This is a genomic window from Streptomyces sp. 130 (assembly GCF_007096885.1).
In the GTDB taxonomy this organism is placed as follows: domain Bacteria; phylum Actinomycetota; class Actinomycetes; order Streptomycetales; family Streptomycetaceae; genus Streptomyces.
This window is the reverse complement of record NZ_VJNO01000021.1, coordinates 57,687-75,301: the sequence shown is the minus strand read 5'-3', so window position 1 is coordinate 75,301 and position 17,615 is coordinate 57,687. Positions and strand designations below refer to the sequence as shown.

Sequence of the window (17,615 nt, the reverse complement as noted above, 5' to 3'; positions counted from 1 at the left end):
TCGACCCGCCCGCCCCGGCCCCGTACGGACCGGCCCCGGCGGTGCACTGACAGACCCTTCCCGTACTGTCGTTCCATGCCACGCCGCACCGCGACGATGCTCGCCTCCACGCTGATCCTGATCGCGCTGCTCTGCGCAGGCGTGCTGATCAAAGTGCCGTACTCGGAGATGTCTCCCGGTCCGACGGTGAACACGCTCGGTGACGTCGAGGGCGACCCCGTCCTGCGGATCACCGGCCACAAGACGTACAAGACGTCCGGCAACCTCAACATGACGACGGTCCGCGTCACCGGCGCCGACTACAGCATGAACCTGGTGGAGGCCGTCTCCGGGTGGCTGGGCCACGACAGCGTCGTCGTACCGCACGACACCCTCTACCCGGACGGCAAGACCGAGGAGGAGTCGACGCAGGAGAACGCCGAGGAGTTCAGCCAGTCCCAGGAGAGCGCCAAGGTCGCGGCGCTCAAGGAGCTGAACATCCCGGTCACCTCGTACGTCGTGGTCTCCAGCGTCGTCAAGGACAGCCCGTCACAGGGCAAGCTGCACGCGGGCGACATCATCAAGGACGTCGACGGCACCGCGGTCGGGAAGCCCGAGGACGTGGCGAAGCTGGTCACCAAGCACAAGCCCGGCCAGGACGTCGTCTTCACGGTGATCCCGGCCAAGACCGCGGCGGCGGCCGAGAAGGCCGGCAAGAAGCCCGAAGGCAGCGAGAAGGTCACCCTCACGACCGTGAAGGCCCCCGAGGGGGACCGCGCGATCGTCGGCATCCAGGCGGGGACCGACCACACCTTTCCCTTCGACATCGACATCAAGCTCGCCGACGTGGGCGGCCCGAGCGCGGGGCTGATGTTCTCCCTGGGCATCCTCGACAAACTGACCCCGGGACAGCTGACGGGCGGCAAGTTCATCGCCGGCACCGGCACGATCGACGACGCCGGCAAGGTCGGCCCGATCGGCGGGATCACCATGAAGCTGGTCGGCGCGCGCGAGGCGGGCGCACGCTACTTCCTCACCCCCGACGACAACTGCGAAGCCGCTGCGGCGGACACCCCCGACGGGCTCACCCTGATCCGGGTCAAGACCATCGACGACGCCAGGAAGTCCCTGGACAAGCTCCGCGCGGGGGACACGGCCGGGCTGCCGAGCTGCTCGGCGGGCTGACCGCGCCCCCGCGGCGCACGGCGGACGGTCAGGACTCGAAGGTGGCCGCCAGCGCCTCGGCCAGGCCCGGCACGAGACCGGCGCCGGTCAGCACCTCGCTCGCCGAGTCCTTCTCGCGCAGGCGGACGGCGGACTCACGCGCCCCGTCCCGCAGAACGGCCACGGTCATCCGCACCTCCTGCCGGTCGGGGTGCTCGGCGACCCACTCGGTCAGCCGCTTGTCGTCCAGTCCGTCCGGCACGGACGCCTCGGCGGACGGCGGCAGCATCAGGCGCTCCACCGTCATCGCGCACCCGGCGACCGCGTCGGGCCAGGCGATCGTGGCGAGGAACTCGTCCAGCGCCGTGCCCGCGGGCAGCTCCTCCTGCTCGACGGGGGTCAGCGCGGCGGCCTTCGCACCGTCGTCGAGGCCGAGCTGGGCGGCGAGGCCGGGTTCCTGGGCCCGTAGCCGCGCGGTGTCGACCAGTGCGAAGAGGCGGGCCGGCTGGTCCCAGCCGAGGGTGGAGACGTACTCATCGATTTCGAGCACCGCGACGGTGAGCGGGCTCGCGGCCATCGGGGGGCCCGAGGGGGAAACGTTGGACATGGGCAATATCCTGCCTCCTTCCGCCCCCGGAACGGGAACTAGGTAAAGCATCAGTAAGTTGAAGGGATGGGCTCTACGATCGCTGGGCCCGCTTCACACGACCCGCGAACTTCGAGGTGCGCACGTTGGCTTTCCAGATGCCGGACCGCGGCGGAGGCCCGACCGGGCCACGGATCAGAGTCGGCCGCCCGTCCCGGCGCGCCCGAACCCTGCTCATGACTCTGGGCGTCCTGGCGATTCTCGCCATGGCGTTCGTCATGTTCGCAGGATTCTGGACGGACTGGCTCTGGTACAGGTCGGTCGCGTATTCGTCCGTCTTCACCACCACCCTGTGGACCAAGATCGGGCTGTTCCTCGTCTTCGGACTGCTGATGGCCCTGGCCGTCGGCCTGAACATCTGGCTCGCGCACCGGCTCCGGCCGCCGCTGAGCGCGATGTCGCTGGAGCAGCAGAGCCTGGACCGCTACCGGATGGGCCTCGCCCCGTACAAGAAGTGGGTGCTGCTGGCGGTCACCGCGCTGGTCGGCCTGATCGCCGGCGCCTCCGCGTCGGGTCAGTGGCGGACCTGGCTGATGTACGTGAACGGCGTGTCGTTCGGCCAGAAGGACCCCCAGTTCCATCTGGACGTGTCGTTCTACGCCTTCGACCTGCCCTGGTACCGCTTCCTGCTGGGCTTCGGCTTCGCGGCCACGGTGCTCTCGCTGATCGCCGCCGCGCTGACCCACTACCTGTACGGCGGGCTGCGTGTCACCAGCCCCGGCGCGCGGGCGACGGGCGCGGCCACCGGCCATCTGTCGGTGCTGCTCGGCGTCTTCGTCGCGCTGAAGGCCGTGGCGTACTGGCTCGACCGGTACGGCCTGGCGGTGAAGTCCAGTGACTTCAAGGCCACGGACAACTGGACGGGCCTGCGGTACGTCGACGCCAACGCGTACCTCCCGGCGAAGACGATCCTGTTCTGCATCGCCGCCATCTGCGCGGTGCTGTTCTTCGCGACGCTCTGGCGGCGCACCTGGCAGCTGCCGGTGATCGGCTTCGGCCTCATGGTCCTCTCGGCCATCCTGATCGGCGGCCTCTACCCGGCCATCGTGCAGAAGTTCCAGGTCCAGCCGAACGAGCAGGCCAAAGAAGCCCCGTTCATCCGGAAGAACATCGAGGCCACCCGCGACGCGTACGGCATCGACGACGCGCAGGTCTCGGACTACACGGGCAAGTCCACCGAGGACGACGACGCCAAGCTCCGGGCGGCGGCGAACGACGCGGCCAGCTACCGGGTGATGGACCCCAACGTCGTCTCGCCCGCCTTCCAGCAGCTCCAGCAGAAGAGGAACTACTACCAGTTCCCCAAGACGCTGGACGTCGACCGCTACAAGGACGACGCCGGCAAGGAGCAGGACACGGTCATCGGTCTGCGCGAGCTCAACATCGAGGGCATCCCCAAGCGCAACTGGATCAACGACCACTTCACGTACACCCACGGCTACGGCGCCATCGCCGCCCGGGGGACCACCACCGGTAAGAACCCGCAGGGATCTCCCGACTTCACCGAGTCCGGGCTGCCGACCACCGGCGACCTGGGCACGTACAAGCAGGAGATCTACTACGGCGAGAAGACCGAGCAGTACTCCATCGTCGGCGGGCCCCAGAAGGAGCTCGACTACGAGGAGGACGGCGAGAAGACCACCAGCTACAAGGGCGACAGCGGGGTCAGTCTCTCCAACACGTTCAACCGCGCCGCCTACGCGGTGGCGTTCAGCGAGCCGCAGATCCTCTACTCGGGCGCCATCGGCGACGGGTCGCGGATTCTCTACAACCGCACGCCCAAGGAGCGCGTGGAGGCGGTGGCCCCCTGGCTCACCATCGACGGCGACGCCTACCCGGCCGTGGTGAACAAGCGCATCCAGTGGGTCGTCGACGCCTACACGACGACCAACGGCTACCCGTACGCCTCGCGCACCACGCTCGGGGACACCACCGCCGACTCGCTGACCACCAACCAGCGCGCGGTCGTCGCCCAGCAGAACCAGGTCAACTACATCCGCAACTCGGTGAAGGCCACGGTCGACGCCTACGACGGCACGGTCACGCTGTACGAGTGGGACACGCAGGACCCGGTCCTGAAGACCTGGCGCAAGGCGTTCCCCGGGACCGTGAAGCCCAGGGCGGACATCCCGCAGGAGCTGATGGACCACCTGCGCTACCCGCAGGACCTGTTCAAGGTGCAGCGCGAGCTGCTGACCCGCTACCACGTCACGAGCCCCGCGCAGTTCTACAGCGGCAGTGACGCCTGGCAGGTTCCGGACGACCCGACCAACAAGGAGTCCGGCTCCGTCCCGCCGTACTACCTGAGCATAAAGATGCCGGGGCAGACGGCTCAGAAGTTCTCGCTGACCACGACGTTCACCCCGAAGGGGCGGCCCGACCTCGGGGCGTTCATGGCGGTGGACGCCGACGCGGCCAGCAAGGACTACGGCACGATAAGGCTCCTGAGAGTCACCGGCGCGGTGAAGGGCCCAGGCCAGGTACAGAGTGAGCTCAACGGCAACGACGACGTCGCCGAGTTCGTGAGAAACCTCAAGGGCACCGACTCCGACATCGAGTACGGCAACCTGCTGACCGTGCCGCTCGAAGGGGGCTTCCTCTACATCGAGCCGGTCTACACGCGCGGTGGTACGCAGAACTACCCGCTGCTGCGCAAGGTCGCCGCCTCGTACGGCTCGAAGATCGTCTTCGAGAACAGCCTCGGCGAGGCGCTGAACGCGGTGTTCGGCGCCGATGGTTCCGATACGAGCGAGCCGCCGGGCGACACCACCGAGCCGCCGGACACCAGCCAGCCGCCGGCCACCGGTGACGCCGCGCTGAAGAAGGCGATCGCCGACGCCCAGAAGGCGTACACGGAAGGCGAGGCGGCGCTGAAGAAGCAGGACTGGGCGGCCTACGGCAAGGCGCAGACCGATCTCCAGGACGCGCTGGAGCGGGCTGCCGCGGCCCAGTCCAAGGCGGACGCCGACGGCAAGGCCGGCACGTCCGGTGACGGCAAGGCGGACAAGCCCGATGAGAGTGACAAGGGCGACAAGGCGAGCCAGGCCAGCGCTTCGGACAAAACGGGCGATGAGGGCGGGGGCTGAGTAACCCGGTAAAGCTCCGCCCCGCGTCGTGGTACGGTTTGAACACAACGACGCGGGGTGGAGCAGCTCGGTAGCTCGCTGGGCTCATAACCCAGAGGTCGCAGGTTCAAATCCTGTCCCCGCTACTGAAAGACGAAGGCCCGGATCCTCCAGGGGATCCGGGCCTTCGTCGTGCCGTGGCGGCCTGTTCACGAGGTGGGCGTGAAGTGCGGTTCGAGGGGCACGAGTTGGCCGGGGACGTGTTTGACTTGTCTCTCTGTGGGCATGTCGACAAAACGCTGAAGTGACGTCACTGACCGCGATATACCAGGTGTACGCGGGTTACAGGTGGTGCGACGATGGTATTTATGGGGGACAGGGCAACTCTGTTGAAGACAGGGCGGTTTGCGCGGGGTCACGTCCATCCGGCGGAAAAGATGGCGGATGCGGTGTTTGCCGCTGCCGCCGAGCAGTACAAAGACACCATCGAGAGCACCGGGACCGCCCAGACTTCCGAGGACGCCGAGAACGCGGAGAGTGCCGCGACCACCGAGACCGCAGAGACCATCGAGGCCGCCCACGGGGTGGAGAACGCCGAGCGGGCGGAGGCCGAGGCGAGCGCGGACGGCGCGGAGACCGAGGCCCGCCACCGCCGCGCGGCCGACGCCGGTGACACCGCGTCGATGAGCGTGCTCGGCGCCCTGCTCCTGCGCCGGGGCGACCTCGCCGGCGCCGAGCCCTACCTGCGTGGCGCCACCGCCGCCGGGGACCGGGCCGCCGCGAACAACCTGGGCGTCCTGCTGCACCAGCGCGGCTACCCCGACGAGGCGGCCGGCTGGTGGCGCACCGCCGCCGTGGCCGGCTCCGCCGCCGCCGCGCACGCCCTGGGCCGGCACTTCCGCGAGCGCGGGGACGAGCCCGCCGCCGAGTACTGGCTGCGCCAGTCCGCCGAGCAGGGCCACGCGCTCGGCGCCTACGCCCTGGCCGACCTCCTGGAGCACCGCAGCGACGTCGGAGCCGAGCGCTGGCTGCGCGCCGCCGCCGAACAGGGCCACCGCGAGGCCGCCTACCGACTGGCGCGCCTCCTGGAGCGCAACGCCGCCGACGCCGCGCACGAGGTGTTCGGCCGCCCCGGCCTGGGCCCGCGCTCCGGCGCGCAGCCCGCCGCGCCCCGCCGCACCGCCGAGGGCGACGGCCCGGTCTCCGGCCCCGGACAGGCGCGCGGCGGCGAGGCCGAGCAGTGGTACCGGCAGGCCGCCGCGCGCGGTCACCGGCGCGCCGCCCTGCACCTCGGGGCGATCCTCGAACAGCGCGGCGAGCTGAAGGAGGCCGGGCGCTGGTATCTGATGTCGGCCAAGGCGGGCGAGGCCCGGGCCGCCTGCGCGCTCGGCTTCCTGCTGCGCGACGCGGGCGACCGGGAGAGCGCCGCCGTGTGGTGGCTGCGCGCCGCCCAGGACGGCGACGGCAACGCCGCGAACGCCCTCGGCGCGCTGCACGCGGCCCGGGGCGAGCAGCAGACCGCCGAGCGCTGGTACCGCGCGGCGATGGACGCGGGCGACGTCAACGGCGCGTACAACCTCGGGCTGCTCTGCGCCGCCCAGGACCGGACCGCCCAGGCCGAGCAGTGGTACCGCCGCGCCGCCTACGCCGGCCACCGCGAGGCGGCCAACGCGCTCGCCGTGCTCCTGCTCCAGGCCGGCGACCCGGCCGGCGCCGAGCCCTGGTTCTCCAAGGCGGCCGAGGCGGGCAGCGTGGACGCGGCCTTCAACCTCGGCATCCTCTACGCCGGGCGCGACGAGGACCGCACCGCCCTCCTCTGGTACGAGCGGGCGGCGGCGGCCGGGCACACCGAGGCGGCGCTCCAGGTCGGCATGGCGCTCCTGCACCACGGCGAGGAGCAGGAGGCCGAGCGCCACCTGCGCTGCGCGGCGGGCGGCGGCAGCGCGGAGGCGGCCTTCCGGCTGGCCGGGCTGCTCGACGCGCGGCAGCCGCCGCCCGGGCCGCCGGCGCTGGGCGAGCCGCTGCCCGAGAAGACCGAGTGCGAGGAGTGGTACGAGCGGGCCGCCGAGCAGGGGCACCGCCGCGCCCAGGTCCGCGTCGGCATGCTCGCCGCCTCCCGGGGAGACGTGGAGAGCGCCGGGTACTGGTACCGCGCGGCGGCCGAGTCCGGCAGCCGCAACGGCGCGTTCAACCTCGGCCTGCTGCTGGCCCGCGAGGGCAGCGAGCGCGAGGCCGCCCTGTGGTGGACCCGCGCCGCCGCCGACGGTCACGGGCGGGCCGCGCTGCGCCTGGCCCTGCTCGCCGCGCGCCGCGGTGAGCTGGCGGAGGGGCAGCGCTGGTGCGCCCGGGCGGTCGAGCTCGGCCCGGCGGAGGTCGCGGAGCGCGCGGCGCGCCTCCGCGAGGCCCTGCACCAGGAACTGACGGCGTAGGCCCTGGGCGCGGGCCGGAGCCCGGGGCTCCGGCGGCGGCGCAAACGAAGTCGGCCGAACGAATTTGCACTGGTCCGAGCCGTCCCGTAGGGTTGTGAACACAACGACGCGGGGTGGAGCAGCTCGGTAGCTCGCTGGGCTCATAACCCAGAGGTCGCAGGTTCAAATCCTGTCCCCGCTACTGAAGGCCGAGGGCCGGATCTTTTCGAAGATCCGGCCCTCGGTCGTATGTGCGCGCACACGAAGACCGCCCCCCGGCGCGGGAGGCGGTCCGGGACACGTTCAGGCCGTCGCGGCGCAGTCCGGGCAGATGCCCCGGTAGGTCAGCTCGACGCCGGAGATGGTGAAGCCGAAGCGCTCGCCGGCCGGCAGGTCCGCCAGCGGGTCGCCCGACGGGTGCACGTCGCGGATGGCGCCGCACCGCGCGCACACCAGGTGGTGGTGGGCGCGGTGCGCGTTGGGGTCGTAGCGCTTGGCGCGCCGGTCGGTGGAGACCTCGATGACCTCGCCGAGGCTCACCATCTCGCCCAGCGTGTTGTAGACGGTGGCCCGGGAGATCTCGGGCAGCTTCGCCACCGCGCGGGCATGGACCTCGTCGGCGGTCAGGTGCACATGGTCCCCGTCGAGGACCTCGGCCACGACGCGCCGCTGCGCGGTCATGCGCCAGCCGCGTCCTCGAAGTCGTTCCAGCAGGTCACTCATGGCGCCATTCTAGCAGCGCGGGGGTCAGGTCTTGAATATGTGCGACTTTGGATGCCCAGTTGACTTGGACTTTGTCCAATGTAGGATCGCTTTGGCGTCGGCCGGAGGACAGGAAGGCCGGACGCGGGCACGGCATGAAGGCATGACGTGCGGAAACGACGCAGGAGGCGCACGTGACGCAGGGACCGCTCACCACGGAGGCAGGCGCACCGGTCGCCGACAACCAGAACAGCGAGACCGCCGGTGCGGGCGGACCGGTCCTGGTGCAGGACCAGTCGCTGATGGAGAAGCTGGCGCACTTCAACCGCGAGCGCATTCCGGAGCGCGTGGTGCACGCCCGGGGCGCCGGGGCGTACGGGACGTTCACGGTGACCCGTGACGTGTCGCGGTGGACGCGGGCGAAGTTCCTCTCGGAGGTCGGCAAGCAGACCGAGACCTTCCTCCGCTTCTCCACCGTCGCGGGCAACCTCGGCGCCGCCGACGCGGTGCGCGACCCGCGCGGCTTCGCGCTGAAGTTCTACACCGAGGACGGCAACTACGACCTCGTCGGCAACAACACCCCGGTGTTCTTCATCCGGGACGCCATCAAGTTCCCCGACTTCATCCACACGCAGAAGCGCGACCCGTACACCGGCTCCCAGGAGGCGGACAACGTCTGGGACTTCTGGGGGCTCTCGCCCGAGTCCACCCATCAGGTGACCTGGCTCTTCGGCGACCGGGGCATCCCCGCCTCGTACCGGCACATGGACGGCTTCGGCTCGCACACCTACCAGTGGCAGAACGAGGCGGGCGAGGTCTTCTGGGTCAAGTACCACTTCAAGACCGACCAGGGCATCAAGAACCTCACCACGGAGGAGGCCGTGCGCCTCTCCGGCGTGGACCCGGACAGCCACCAGCGGGACCTGCGCGAGTCCATCGAGCGCGGTGACTTCCCGTCCTGGACCGTGCAGGTGCAGATCATGCCGGCGGCCGACGCGGCGACGTACCGCTTCAATCCGTTCGACCTCACCAAGGTGTGGCCGCACGCGGACTACCCGCCGGTCGAGATCGGCAAGCTGGAGCTCAACCGCAACCCGGAGAACATCTTCGCCGAGGTCGAGCAGTCGATCTTCAGCCCGGCGCACTTCGTGCCCGGCATCGGTCCGTCCCCGGACAAGATGCTCCAGGGCCGCCTCTTCGCGTACGGCGACGCGCACCGCTACCGCGTCGGCATCAACGCCGACCACCTCCCGGTGAACCGCCCGCACGCCACCGAGGCGCGGACCAACAGCCGGGACGGCTATCTGTACGACGGCCGCCACAAGGGCGCGAAGAACTACGAGCCCAACAGCTTCGGCGGCCCCGCCGAGACGGGCCGGCCGCTCTCGGGAGGCACCCCCGTCGCGGGCGTCACGGGCAACCACGAGACCCCGCGCCACGCCGAGGACGACGACTTCGTGCAGGCCGGGAACCTCTACCGGCTCATGACCGAGGACGAGAAGGGCCGGCTGGTCGACAACCTGTCCGGCTTCATCGCGAAGGTCTCGCGCGACGACATCGCCGAGCGGGCGATCGGTAACTTCCGCCGCGCCGACGAGGACTTCGGCAAGCGGCTGGAGGCGGCCGTGCAGGCGCTGCGCGCCTGAGTCCCCCCGGCCGTACGACCGGCCCGGCCCCGCACCCGCGGGGGCCGGGCCGGTCGCGTGCGCGGGGCGGCCGTCAGCCGACCAGTGCGGCCGGGCGGCGGGGCGCGGGCGTCCAGCGGCGGATGATGTCGCGGACCGAGACGATCCCGACGGGGCCGTCGTCGTCGAGGACGATCAGATGGCGGAAGCCGCCGTGCGCCATGGCCGCCGCGGCCTCCTCCAGCGTCCAGCCGGGTGCGGCGAAGACCACGTCGGTGGTGGTGTGGGCGGAGGCCGTCTCGGTGTCGGGGTCCTGGCCCGCGCCGACGGCGTCGAGGATGTCGCGCTCGGTGAGGATGCCGACCCCGCAGGTGTCGGGGTCGTGGACGACGGCCGCCCCGATCCGGCGGGCCGACATCAGCCGGGCGGCCTGGCGCAGCGTATGGGCCGGGCCGATGGTGAGGACCATCGTGCTCATGGCGTCACGGACGAGCATGAAGCATGCCACCTCCTCGGTGAACCGACCGCGTGAGTCGCTTCACAAGTTCACAAGTGGGGGAATGCTCAGAGTCGCATCCATGCGGAAAGCCGACAAGGGGTCGCGAAGGCCGGAAAAGGGGCGCGCGGATGTACCGCGCACCCCACTGCACGCCCGTTACGCCGCCCTGCGGGCGGGGCGCACTCAGTAACGCTGGTTCAGGTACCCCAGCAGCTCGCGGTGGAGTGCGCCGTTAGACGCCGCCCCGTTCCCGCCGCCCGGCCCGTCCACACCGTCCAGACTGGTGAACCGGCCGCCCGCCTCCTGGACGACGATCGCGTTCGCCGCCATGTCCCACAGCGAGAGCTCCGGCTCCGCGCAGATGTCCACGGACCCCTCGGCGACCATCATGTACGGCCAGAAGTCCCCGTAGCCCCGGGTGCGCCAGCAGGCCCGGGTCAGGTCCAGGAACCCGTCGAGCCGCCCCTGCTCCTCCCAGCCGGTCAGCGAGGAGTACGCGAACGAGGCGTCCGCGATCCGCTCCACCTTGGAGACCTGGAGCCGGGTCGCCGAGGTCAGGCTGCGGCCGGTGTACGCGCCCGAGCCCTTCGCCGCCCACCAGCGGCGGTTCAGCGCGGGCGCCGAGACCACGCCCACGACCGGCTGGAAGCCGTCCTCCCCGGCCTCCATGAGCGAGATCAGCGTCGCCCAGACCGGCACGCCCCGTACGTAGTTCTTGGTGCCGTCGATCGGGTCGATCACCCAGCGCCGCGGCCCCGTGCCCTCGATGCCGTACTCCTCGCCGAGGATCGCGTCGCGCGGGCGAGCCCGGTGCAGATGGCCCCGGATCAACTCCTCGGCGGCCTTGTCGGCCTCGCTCACCGGCGTCATGTCCGGCTTGGTCTCGACCTTGAGGTCCAGAGCCTTGAACCGGTCCATCGTCACCGCGTCGGCGGCGTCCGCCAGTACGTGGGCCAGGCGCAGATCATCGTGGTAATCGGGCATGCCGTCACAGTATCGACCCGCCGGTGAGCCGGGCCACACGGGCCGCAGCGGTCAGTGCGCGGAGCCGGAGAGCTGGAGGCCGATCACGCCGAGGATCACCAGCGAGATCGACACCAGCTTCAGCGTGGAGACCACGTCACCGAGGAAGACCATGCCGTAGATGGCCGTCCCCGCCGCGCCGATGCCGGTCCACACCGCGTACGCCGGCCCGACGTCGAGCTTCTTCAGCGACAGGGTCAGCAGACCGAAGCTGCCGAGCGCGAAGACGCAGAACGCGATGGTCGGCCACAGCCGGGAGAAGCCGTGCGAGAGCTTCAGGCAGACCGCGAACCCGGTCTCCAGAAGTCCCGCGACCACGACCAGCAGCCATGCCATCGTCCGCACCCTCCCGCATCGCCGACCGCCCCGCACCAATGGTGCCGCTGGGCGTGATTATGCACTTACCGGAAGCGAGTGATCGCAAACGTTCCCGGCCCGGTCGGCGATCAGTCGCCCTCGCGCCTGTTACGGGTGGAGAGCAGCCGGCGCAGCGAGTCCAGCCGGGCCGGGTCCGCGTGCCCCGCCGCCACCCAGGCGTCCAGCGCGCATTCCGGTTCGTGGTTGTCGTGGGTGCAGCCGCGCGGGCACTCCTCCGTACCGGGCTGGAGGTCCGGGAAGGCGTTGATGACGCGCGACGGGTCGATGTGGTTCAGCCCGAACGAACGCACCCCGGGGGTGTCGATCACCCAGCCCTGGTAGCCGGGCAGCGGCAGCGCGAGCGCCGACGTGGTGGTGTGCCGGCCCCGGCCGGTCACCGCGTTCACCACCCCGGTGGTGCGCCGCTTCTCCTTCGGCACCAGCGCGTTGACCAGCGTGGTCTTGCCGACGCCCGAGTGCCCGACGAAGGCCGTCACCCGGCCGTCGAGCTGCTCGCGGACCCGGTCGGCCGCGTCCCCGTTCTCCAGCTCCTCGCGGCTGGTGACGACGAACGGCACCCCCAGCGGGGTGTACGCGCCCAGCAGCGTGTCCGGGGACGCCAGGTCGGACTTGGTCAGCACCAGGAGCGGGGAGAGCCCCCCGTCGTACGCGGCGACCAGGCACCGGTCGATCATGCGCGGACGCGGTTCCGGATCGGCCAGCGCGGTCACGATCGCCAGCTGGTCCGCGTTGGCCACGACCACCCGCTCGAACGGGTCGTCGTCGTCCGCCGTCCGGCGCAGCACCGAGCGCCGCTCACCGATGCGGACGATCCGGGCGAGGGTGTCCTTGTCGCCGGACAGGTCCCCGACGAGTGACACGGTGTCGCCCACCACCGCGGCCTTGCGGCCCAGTTCGCGGGCCTTCATCGCGACGACCGTGCGGTCGCCGACCAGGACGGTGAGGCGGCCCCGGTCCACGGTGAGGACCATGCCGTCCTCGGCGTCCTCGTGCTTGGGCCGGATGTGGGTGCGCGGGCGGTTGCCCTTGCGGTTGGGGCGGACGCGGATGTCGTCCTCGTCGGGGTTCTTGCCGTAGCGGCGCATGTCTCAGGCCCCGAGCATTCCGGTCCACATCTGCGGGAAGTCCGGCAGGGTCTTGGCGGTCGTCGCCACGTTCTCGATCTCCACTCCGGGGACGGCAAGGCCGATGACCGCCCCCGCGGTGGCCATCCGGTGGTCGTCGTACGTACGGAAGGTGCCGCCGTGCAGCGGGCGCGGGCGGATGCGCAGGCCGTCCGCCGTCTCGGTGACGTCGCCGCCCAGCTCGTTGATCTCCTTGGTGAGCGCGGCCAGCCGGTCCGTCTCGTGCAGCCGCAGATGGGCGACGCCCCGCAGCGTGGAGGGGGAGTCGGCCAGGGCGGCGACGGCGGCGATGCCCGGGGTCAGCTCGCCGACCTCGGAGAGGTCCACGTCGATGCCGTGGACGCGGCCGGAGCCGGTGAAGGTCAGCCCGTGCTCGGTGAGCTCGCAGCCGCCGCCCATCTCGGTGAAGATCTCGCGCAGCGCGTCACCGGGCTGCGTGGTGCGCGCCGGCCAGTCCGGGATGGTCACCCGGCCGCCCGTGACCAGCGCCGCCGCCAGGAACGGCTGGGCGTTGGACAGGTCCGGCTCGACGGTCAGGTCGCGGCCGAGGAGCGCCGAGGGGGAGACCCGCCAGACGTTCGGCTCGCCGCCGGTCTCCGGCTCGTCCACCTGCGCGCCGACGGCCCGGAGCATGTCGACGGTCATCCGGATGTGCGGCATGGACGGCAGCCGGTCGCCGGTGTGCCGGACCTCCACGCCCTGGTTGAAGCGCGGCGCGGACAGCAGCAGCGCCGAGACGAACTGGGAGGACGAGGAGGCGTCGATCTCGACCGGGCCGCCGTCCAGCGCGCCGCCGCCGTGCACGGTCATCGGCAGCGAGCCCCGGGAGTCGTCGTCGATCCGGGCACCGAGGACCCGCAGGGCCTCGATCACCCCGGTCAGCGGGCGCTCGTAGGAGCGGGGGTCGCCGTCGAAGCGAACGGGTCCCTCGGCGAGCGCGGCCACCGGGGGCAGGAAGCGCATGACCGTACCGGCGTTGCCGACGTCGACGGTGACCGGGCCGTGCAGGGGGGCCGGGATGACCCGCCACGCCTCGCCCGCGGCCTCCGGAGCACCGGCCGCGCCGGTCGCCGAGGAGCTGGAGGACACCGTCTCCTCGATGCGTACGCCCATCGCGCGCAGCGCGTCCGCCATCAGCAGGGTGTCCCGGGAGCGCAGCGGGCGGCGCAGCCAGCCGGGCTCCGAGGAGAGGGCGGCGAGCACCAGCGCGCGGTTGGTGACCGACTTGGAACCGGGCACCGTGACGGTCGCGTCGACGGCCCCGCTCGCGAAGGGGGCGGGCCAGAGGGCGGGGTGCACGGCGCTTTCGGTCATGCGCTCACTTTAGAGGTTCGGGCGGAGGTGAGCCCGGTCACAGCCCGTCACAGGCCCAGCAGCCAGCGCCCGCCGCCGATCAGGGAGCACAGCGACACCGCGTGGAAGAGGAACAGCCACAGCGCCGCCGGGACGTCGGTCAGCCGGGACAGCTGGTCCGCGTCCGAGTCCGGCGCCCCGCCGCGCCGCCGCTTCGACTGGAGCTCGAACACCGGGCGTACGCCGCCCAGCAGCAGGAACCAGACCACGCTGTACGCGAACAGGGACTGCCAGGCGGGCGAGGCCAGCCAGGAGACCAGCAGGAACACCGAGCCGGTGAGGATCACGGACAGCGCCCCGTACACATTGCGGATCATCACCAGCATCACCGCGAGCAGGGCGGTCGCCAGCCACAGCAGCAGCGTGATCCGGCCGTCCACCAGCAGCCAGGCGCCGCCGAGCCCGAGCAGCGAGGGCGCGGTGTAGCCCGCCGCGGCGGTCAGCACCATGCCGATCCCGGTCGGCCTGCCCCGGCTCACGGTCAGCCCGCTGGTGTCCGAGTGCAGCCGGATGCCCGAGAGCTGCCGGCCGGAGAGCAGCGCCACCAGTCCGTGGCCGCCCTCGTGGGCGATGGTGATCGTGTTCCGGGACAACCGCCACAGGACGTTCGGGACGACCGCGATCAGCGCCGCCGTCGCGGTCACCACCACCAGCCACTGCTCCGGGGCGGGCTGGGTGCCGGTGACGCGGTCCCACAGGTTGCCGAGATCGGTGCTGTCCATGGGGCGGGCGGCTCCTTACCGGATCGGGGTCCGTTCGGGACGGCGGTCGTGGCAGTCTGGCACTTATGTGCGGACGGTATGCAGCGAGTCGGCGGCCCGAGGACCTGACCGGACTCTTCCAGGTGGAGAAGTGGGAACCGGCCGAGACACTGGAGCCCGACTACAACGTGGCGCCGACCAAGGAGGTCTACGCCATCCTGGAACGTCCTGTGAAAGACGCGGACGACCAGCGCCCGGTTCGCCAGATGCGGGCACTGAGATGGGGGCTCGTCCCGTCCTGGGCCAAGAACCCGGAGGGCGCCGCCCGGATGATCAACGCCCGGGCCGAGACCGTCCACGAGAAGCCGTCCTTCCGCCGCCCCTTCGCCTCCCGGCGCTGCATCCTGCCCGCCGACGGCTATTACGAGTGGGTGACCGGCGCCGAGGAACGGCAGCTGGAGGAGAAGGGGCGCCGCAAGCGCCCCCGCAAGCAGCCCTATTTCGTGACCCCGGCCGACGGCTCGGTCTTCGCGATGGCCGGCCTGTACGAGTTCTGGCGCGACCGCACCCTGCCCGACGACCACCCGCAGGCGTGGTGGGTCACCTGCTCGGTGATCACCACCGAGGCGGAGACCGGTCCGCTCGCCGTCGCCCCCGCCGGCGGACCGGCCTCGCTCTCCGAGATCCACCCCCGGATGCCGCTGATGCTCACCCCGGACCGCTGGGACGACTGGCTGGACCCCTCGCGCACCGACATCGAGGAGCTGCGGGCCCTGCTCGCACCGCCGCCGCCCGGCCTGATGCGCGCCTACCCGGTCGCGACCGCCGTCAGCAACGTCCGCAACAACGGCCCCGAGCTGAAGGACGAGCTGGCCGAGCCCGAGGTGGGCACCCTCTTCTGAACCACGCGGGCCGGGGCCACGCGCCATCCCCGTACCGCCCGCCGGGTGTTGGTTGGATGGGCGCCGTGAACACCGACGACGTGACCCCCCGCGCCGAGACCGTCGAGACCGGGGCCGGCCCCGCCCGCGTCACCTGGCTCGCCGCCCCCGCCCCGCGCCTCGTGCTCGCCCTCGGCCACGGTGCCGGCGGCGGCATCGAGGCCCGCGACCTCAAGGCCCTCGGCGCCGCCCTGCCCGCGTACGGCGTGAGCGTCGCCCTCGTGGAGCAGCCCTGGCGGGTGGCCGGCAAGAAGCTGGCGCCCGCCCCGAAGACCCTGGACACCGGCTGGCGCGGAGTCTGGCCGGCCCTCGCCGCCCCGGGGCCGCCGGTCGTCGCCGGGGGACGCAGCGCCGGGGCCCGCGTGGCCTGCCGCACCGCCGCGGAGCTCGGCGCCCGGGCGGTCCTCGCGCTCAGCTTTCCGCTGCACCCGCCGGGCCGCCCCGAGAAGACCCGCGCCGACGAGCTGCTGGGCTGCGGGGTGGACGCGCTCGTCGTCCAGGGCGGCAACGACCCGTTCGGGAAGCCCGCCGAATTCCCGCCCGGCGACTACCGGATCACCGAAGTGCCGTACGGCGACCACGGCTTCGCCGTACCGAAGAAGTCCGGGCTCACCGAGGAGCGGGCGATGGGGATCCTCACCGCGGCCGTCGCCGGATGGCTGGCCGGTCTCGTGTGACGCGCACCGCGGGGAATGCCCGGCACGGAGCCGCTGTTGTTCCGGACATCGGTAAGCCAACGTCGTAAGTGGAGAGGGAGTCCGTCGCATGGGTTCGACCATCTGCCCACGTCGCTCGAACACCGCTGACCTGGAGTGGACGGTCCTGCACGCGGCCAAGACCACTCCCGAGCGGTCACCCGGCGGAACGGATCGACAGCCCGCGCGTGACCAAGGTCGACTATTCTCCGATTCGAGCGGGTCCGGTTTCGGCTCCGCCCCAGCGTTGGAGGAGGTGGGTCCGGTCACAGGGACCGACGACGGCCGCCCGCAGGAGACGACGGCCGAGCGCAACGCGCGTTTCGAGCGCGACGCCCTCGGTTTCCTCGACCAGATGTACTCGGCGGCCCTGCGCATGACGCGCAATCCCGCGGACGCCGAGGACCTGGTCCAGGAGACGTATGCCAAGGCGTACGGCTCCTTCCACCAGTTCCGTGAGGGCACCAACCTCAAGGCGTGGATGTACCGCATCCTCACGAACACCTTCATCAACTCGTACCGCAAGAAGCAGCGCGAACCCCAGCGCAGTGCCGCCGAGGAGATCGAGGACTGGCAGCTGGCCCGCGCCGAGTCGCACATGTCGACCGGGCTGCGCTCCGCCGAGTCGCAGGCCCTCGACCACCTGCCCGACTCGGACGTGAAGTCCGCGCTGCAGGCGATCCCCGAGGAGTTCCGCATCGCGGTCTATCTCGCCGATGTCGAGGGCTTTGCCTACAAGGAGATCGCGGACATCATGGGGACTCCCATCGGTACGGTGATGTCCCGACTGCACCGGGGCCGCCGTCAACTGCGCGGCATGCTGGAGGACTACGCCCGCGACCGCGGGCTCGTCCCCGCCGGCGCCGGTGAGTCGGACGATCGGAAAGGCTCGGGCTCATGAGCTGCGGAGAGCCGCACGAGACGGAGTGCGCAGAGGTCCTGGATCACCTCTACGAGTTTCTCGACCGGGAGATGCCCGACAGCGACTGCACCAAGTTCGAGGCGCACTTCGTCGAGTGCTCCCCCTGCCTGGAGAAGTACGGCCTCGAACAGGCCGTCAAGAAGCTGGTGAAGCGCTGCTGCGGCCAGGACGACGTGCCGGCCGACCTGCGCTCCAAGGTGATGGGCCGCATCGACCTCATCCGCTCGGGACAGGCGGTGCCGGAGCAGGACGTCACGGTCTCCGGCCCCGAGGTGCCGAGCGCCGCCAAGGAGTGACCTCCGCGCTTCACCCGAACGTGCTAATCGCCCCCGACGGCACCCGCCCGGACCGCCCCGCTCGTTAGCGTGGCCCTTCACGAGCGGAGCTGGG

Annotated in this window: 16 protein-coding genes and 2 tRNA genes; 10 read left to right on the top strand and 8 right to left on the bottom strand. The window is 71.3% G+C overall.

Annotated elements, in window-relative coordinates:
- The first annotated feature begins 75 nt into the window (after nucleotides 1-75).
- The gene (locus FKN01_RS19290; protein ID WP_143622245.1) at nucleotides 76-1,164 is read left to right on the top strand and encodes a PDZ domain-containing protein; all 1,089 of its coding nucleotides are present in this window, start codon (nucleotides 76-78) and stop codon (nucleotides 1,162-1,164) included.
- A 28-nt stretch (nucleotides 1,165-1,192) separates the two neighbouring features.
- Here the strand turns inward: FKN01_RS19290 and FKN01_RS19285 are convergent, their stop codons facing one another.
- A complete protein-coding gene (locus tag FKN01_RS19285; RefSeq protein WP_260696947.1) occupies nucleotides 1,193-1,750 on the bottom strand; it encodes a PPA1309 family protein in 558 nt (185 codons plus the stop codon).
- 137 nt (nucleotides 1,751-1,887) lie between these two features.
- On the opposite strand from FKN01_RS19285, the gene FKN01_RS19280 reads away from it, so the two are divergent.
- From FKN01_RS19280 to FKN01_RS19265, 4 genes are all read left to right on the top strand, one after another.
- Nucleotides 1,888-4,875 (top strand): UPF0182 family protein, encoded by a 2,988-nt coding sequence (locus FKN01_RS19280; RefSeq protein WP_185992905.1) that lies wholly within the window; start codon nucleotides 1,888-1,890, stop codon nucleotides 4,873-4,875.
- A 51-nt stretch (nucleotides 4,876-4,926) separates the two neighbouring features.
- Nucleotides 4,927-5,000, top strand: a tRNA-Met gene (locus FKN01_RS19275).
- A 291-nt stretch (nucleotides 5,001-5,291) separates the two neighbouring features.
- Nucleotides 5,292-7,283, top strand: coding sequence for a tetratricopeptide repeat protein (locus FKN01_RS19270; RefSeq protein ID WP_143622242.1), 1,992 nt, complete (start codon nucleotides 5,292-5,294; stop codon nucleotides 7,281-7,283).
- A gap of 107 nt (nucleotides 7,284-7,390) precedes the next feature.
- A tRNA-Met gene (locus FKN01_RS19265) sits at nucleotides 7,391-7,464 on the top strand.
- Between the two features lie 101 nt (nucleotides 7,465-7,565).
- Here the strand turns inward: FKN01_RS19265 and FKN01_RS19260 are convergent.
- Nucleotides 7,566-7,985, bottom strand: a complete 420-nt coding sequence (locus FKN01_RS19260) for a Fur family transcriptional regulator (protein WP_143622241.1) — start codon at nucleotides 7,983-7,985, stop codon at nucleotides 7,566-7,568.
- Nucleotides 7,986-8,158: 173 nt separating this feature from the next.
- Between FKN01_RS19260 and FKN01_RS19255 the strand changes: the two genes are divergently transcribed.
- Nucleotides 8,159-9,610: a catalase gene (locus FKN01_RS19255; RefSeq protein ID WP_143622239.1), complete on the top strand. Its 1,452-nt coding sequence runs from the start codon at nucleotides 8,159-8,161 to the stop codon at nucleotides 9,608-9,610.
- 73 nt (nucleotides 9,611-9,683) lie between these two features.
- Here FKN01_RS19255 and FKN01_RS19250 read toward each other — a convergent pair whose 3' ends face one another.
- From FKN01_RS19250 to FKN01_RS19225, 6 genes are all read right to left on the bottom strand, one after another.
- On the bottom strand, nucleotides 9,684-10,085 hold the full coding sequence (locus FKN01_RS19250; RefSeq protein WP_143622237.1) for a cyclic nucleotide-binding/CBS domain-containing protein: 402 nt from the start codon (nucleotides 10,083-10,085) through the stop codon (nucleotides 9,684-9,686).
- 186 nt (nucleotides 10,086-10,271) lie between these two features.
- Nucleotides 10,272-11,072: a histidinol-phosphatase gene (gene hisN / locus FKN01_RS19245; protein ID WP_143622235.1), complete on the bottom strand. Its 801-nt coding sequence runs from the start codon at nucleotides 11,070-11,072 to the stop codon at nucleotides 10,272-10,274.
- Between the two features lie 51 nt (nucleotides 11,073-11,123).
- Nucleotides 11,124-11,447 (bottom strand): multidrug efflux SMR transporter, encoded by a 324-nt coding sequence (locus FKN01_RS19240; RefSeq protein ID WP_143622233.1) that lies wholly within the window; start codon nucleotides 11,445-11,447, stop codon nucleotides 11,124-11,126.
- Nucleotides 11,448-11,557: 110 nt separating this feature from the next.
- Nucleotides 11,558-12,574 (bottom strand): ribosome small subunit-dependent GTPase A, encoded by a 1,017-nt coding sequence (rsgA, locus tag FKN01_RS19235; RefSeq protein ID WP_143622231.1) that lies wholly within the window; start codon nucleotides 12,572-12,574, stop codon nucleotides 11,558-11,560.
- A gap of 3 nt (nucleotides 12,575-12,577) precedes the next feature.
- A complete protein-coding gene (aroA, locus tag FKN01_RS19230) occupies nucleotides 12,578-13,927 on the bottom strand; it encodes a 3-phosphoshikimate 1-carboxyvinyltransferase (RefSeq protein WP_143622230.1) in 1,350 nt (449 codons plus the stop codon).
- Between the two features lie 47 nt (nucleotides 13,928-13,974).
- A complete protein-coding gene (locus FKN01_RS19225) occupies nucleotides 13,975-14,688 on the bottom strand; it encodes a M50 family metallopeptidase (RefSeq protein WP_143622228.1) in 714 nt (237 codons plus the stop codon).
- 65 nt (nucleotides 14,689-14,753) lie between these two features.
- Between FKN01_RS19225 and FKN01_RS19220 the strand changes: the two genes are divergently transcribed.
- The 4 genes from FKN01_RS19220 to rsrA all read left to right on the top strand — a co-directional run bounded on the left by FKN01_RS19220 (nucleotide 14,754) and on the right by rsrA (nucleotide 17,521).
- Nucleotides 14,754-15,569: an SOS response-associated peptidase gene (locus FKN01_RS19220; RefSeq protein WP_143622226.1), complete on the top strand. Its 816-nt coding sequence runs from the start codon at nucleotides 14,754-14,756 to the stop codon at nucleotides 15,567-15,569.
- A 56-nt stretch (nucleotides 15,570-15,625) separates the two neighbouring features.
- The gene (locus tag FKN01_RS19215) at nucleotides 15,626-16,285 is read left to right on the top strand and encodes an alpha/beta family hydrolase (protein ID WP_143622224.1); all 660 of its coding nucleotides are present in this window, start codon (nucleotides 15,626-15,628) and stop codon (nucleotides 16,283-16,285) included.
- Nucleotides 16,286-16,559: 274 nt separating this feature from the next.
- A complete protein-coding gene (locus tag FKN01_RS19210; RefSeq protein WP_398932760.1) occupies nucleotides 16,560-17,204 on the top strand; it encodes a sigma-70 family RNA polymerase sigma factor in 645 nt (214 codons plus the stop codon).
- A complete protein-coding gene (gene rsrA, locus FKN01_RS19205) occupies nucleotides 17,201-17,521 on the top strand; it encodes a mycothiol system anti-sigma-R factor (protein WP_143622220.1) in 321 nt (106 codons plus the stop codon). The genes FKN01_RS19210 and rsrA overlap by 4 nt, the downstream gene beginning before the upstream one ends.
- The last annotated feature ends 94 nt before the right edge of the window (nucleotides 17,522-17,615 follow it).

What these genes read in the sequence shown, in the direction of transcription:
- FKN01_RS19250 (WP_143622237.1), bottom strand. Translation starts at nt 10,085, where the DNA reads ATGCTCGTCCGTGACGCCATGAGCACGATGGTCCTCACCATCGGCCCG.
- hisN (WP_143622235.1), bottom strand. Translation starts at nt 11,072, where the DNA reads ATGCCCGATTACCACGATGATCTGCGCCTGGCCCACGTACTGGCGGAC.
- FKN01_RS19280 (WP_185992905.1), top strand. Translation starts at nt 1,888, where the DNA reads ATGCCGGACCGCGGCGGAGGCCCGACCGGGCCACGGATCAGAGTCGGC.
- rsgA (WP_143622231.1), bottom strand. Translation starts at nt 12,574, where the DNA reads ATGCGCCGCTACGGCAAGAACCCCGACGAGGACGACATCCGCGTCCGC.
- FKN01_RS19240 (WP_143622233.1), bottom strand. Translation starts at nt 11,447, where the DNA reads ATGGCATGGCTGCTGGTCGTGGTCGCGGGACTTCTGGAGACCGGGTTC.
- FKN01_RS19225 (WP_143622228.1), bottom strand. Translation starts at nt 14,688, where the DNA reads ATGGACAGCACCGATCTCGGCAACCTGTGGGACCGCGTCACCGGCACC.
- FKN01_RS19285 (WP_260696947.1), bottom strand. Translation starts at nt 1,750, where the DNA reads ATGTCCAACGTTTCCCCCTCGGGCCCCCCGATGGCCGCGAGCCCGCTC.
- aroA (WP_143622230.1), bottom strand. Translation starts at nt 13,927, where the DNA reads ATGACCGAAAGCGCCGTGCACCCCGCCCTCTGGCCCGCCCCCTTCGCG.
- FKN01_RS19215 (WP_143622224.1), top strand. Translation starts at nt 15,626, where the DNA reads ATGGGCGCCGTGAACACCGACGACGTGACCCCCCGCGCCGAGACCGTC.
- FKN01_RS19260 (WP_143622241.1), bottom strand. Translation starts at nt 7,985, where the DNA reads ATGAGTGACCTGCTGGAACGACTTCGAGGACGCGGCTGGCGCATGACC.
- FKN01_RS19290 (WP_143622245.1), top strand. Translation starts at nt 76, where the DNA reads ATGCCACGCCGCACCGCGACGATGCTCGCCTCCACGCTGATCCTGATC.
- FKN01_RS19270 (WP_143622242.1), top strand. Translation starts at nt 5,292, where the DNA reads ATGGCGGATGCGGTGTTTGCCGCTGCCGCCGAGCAGTACAAAGACACC.
- FKN01_RS19220 (WP_143622226.1), top strand. Translation starts at nt 14,754, where the DNA reads ATGTGCGGACGGTATGCAGCGAGTCGGCGGCCCGAGGACCTGACCGGA.
- rsrA (WP_143622220.1), top strand. Translation starts at nt 17,201, where the DNA reads ATGAGCTGCGGAGAGCCGCACGAGACGGAGTGCGCAGAGGTCCTGGAT.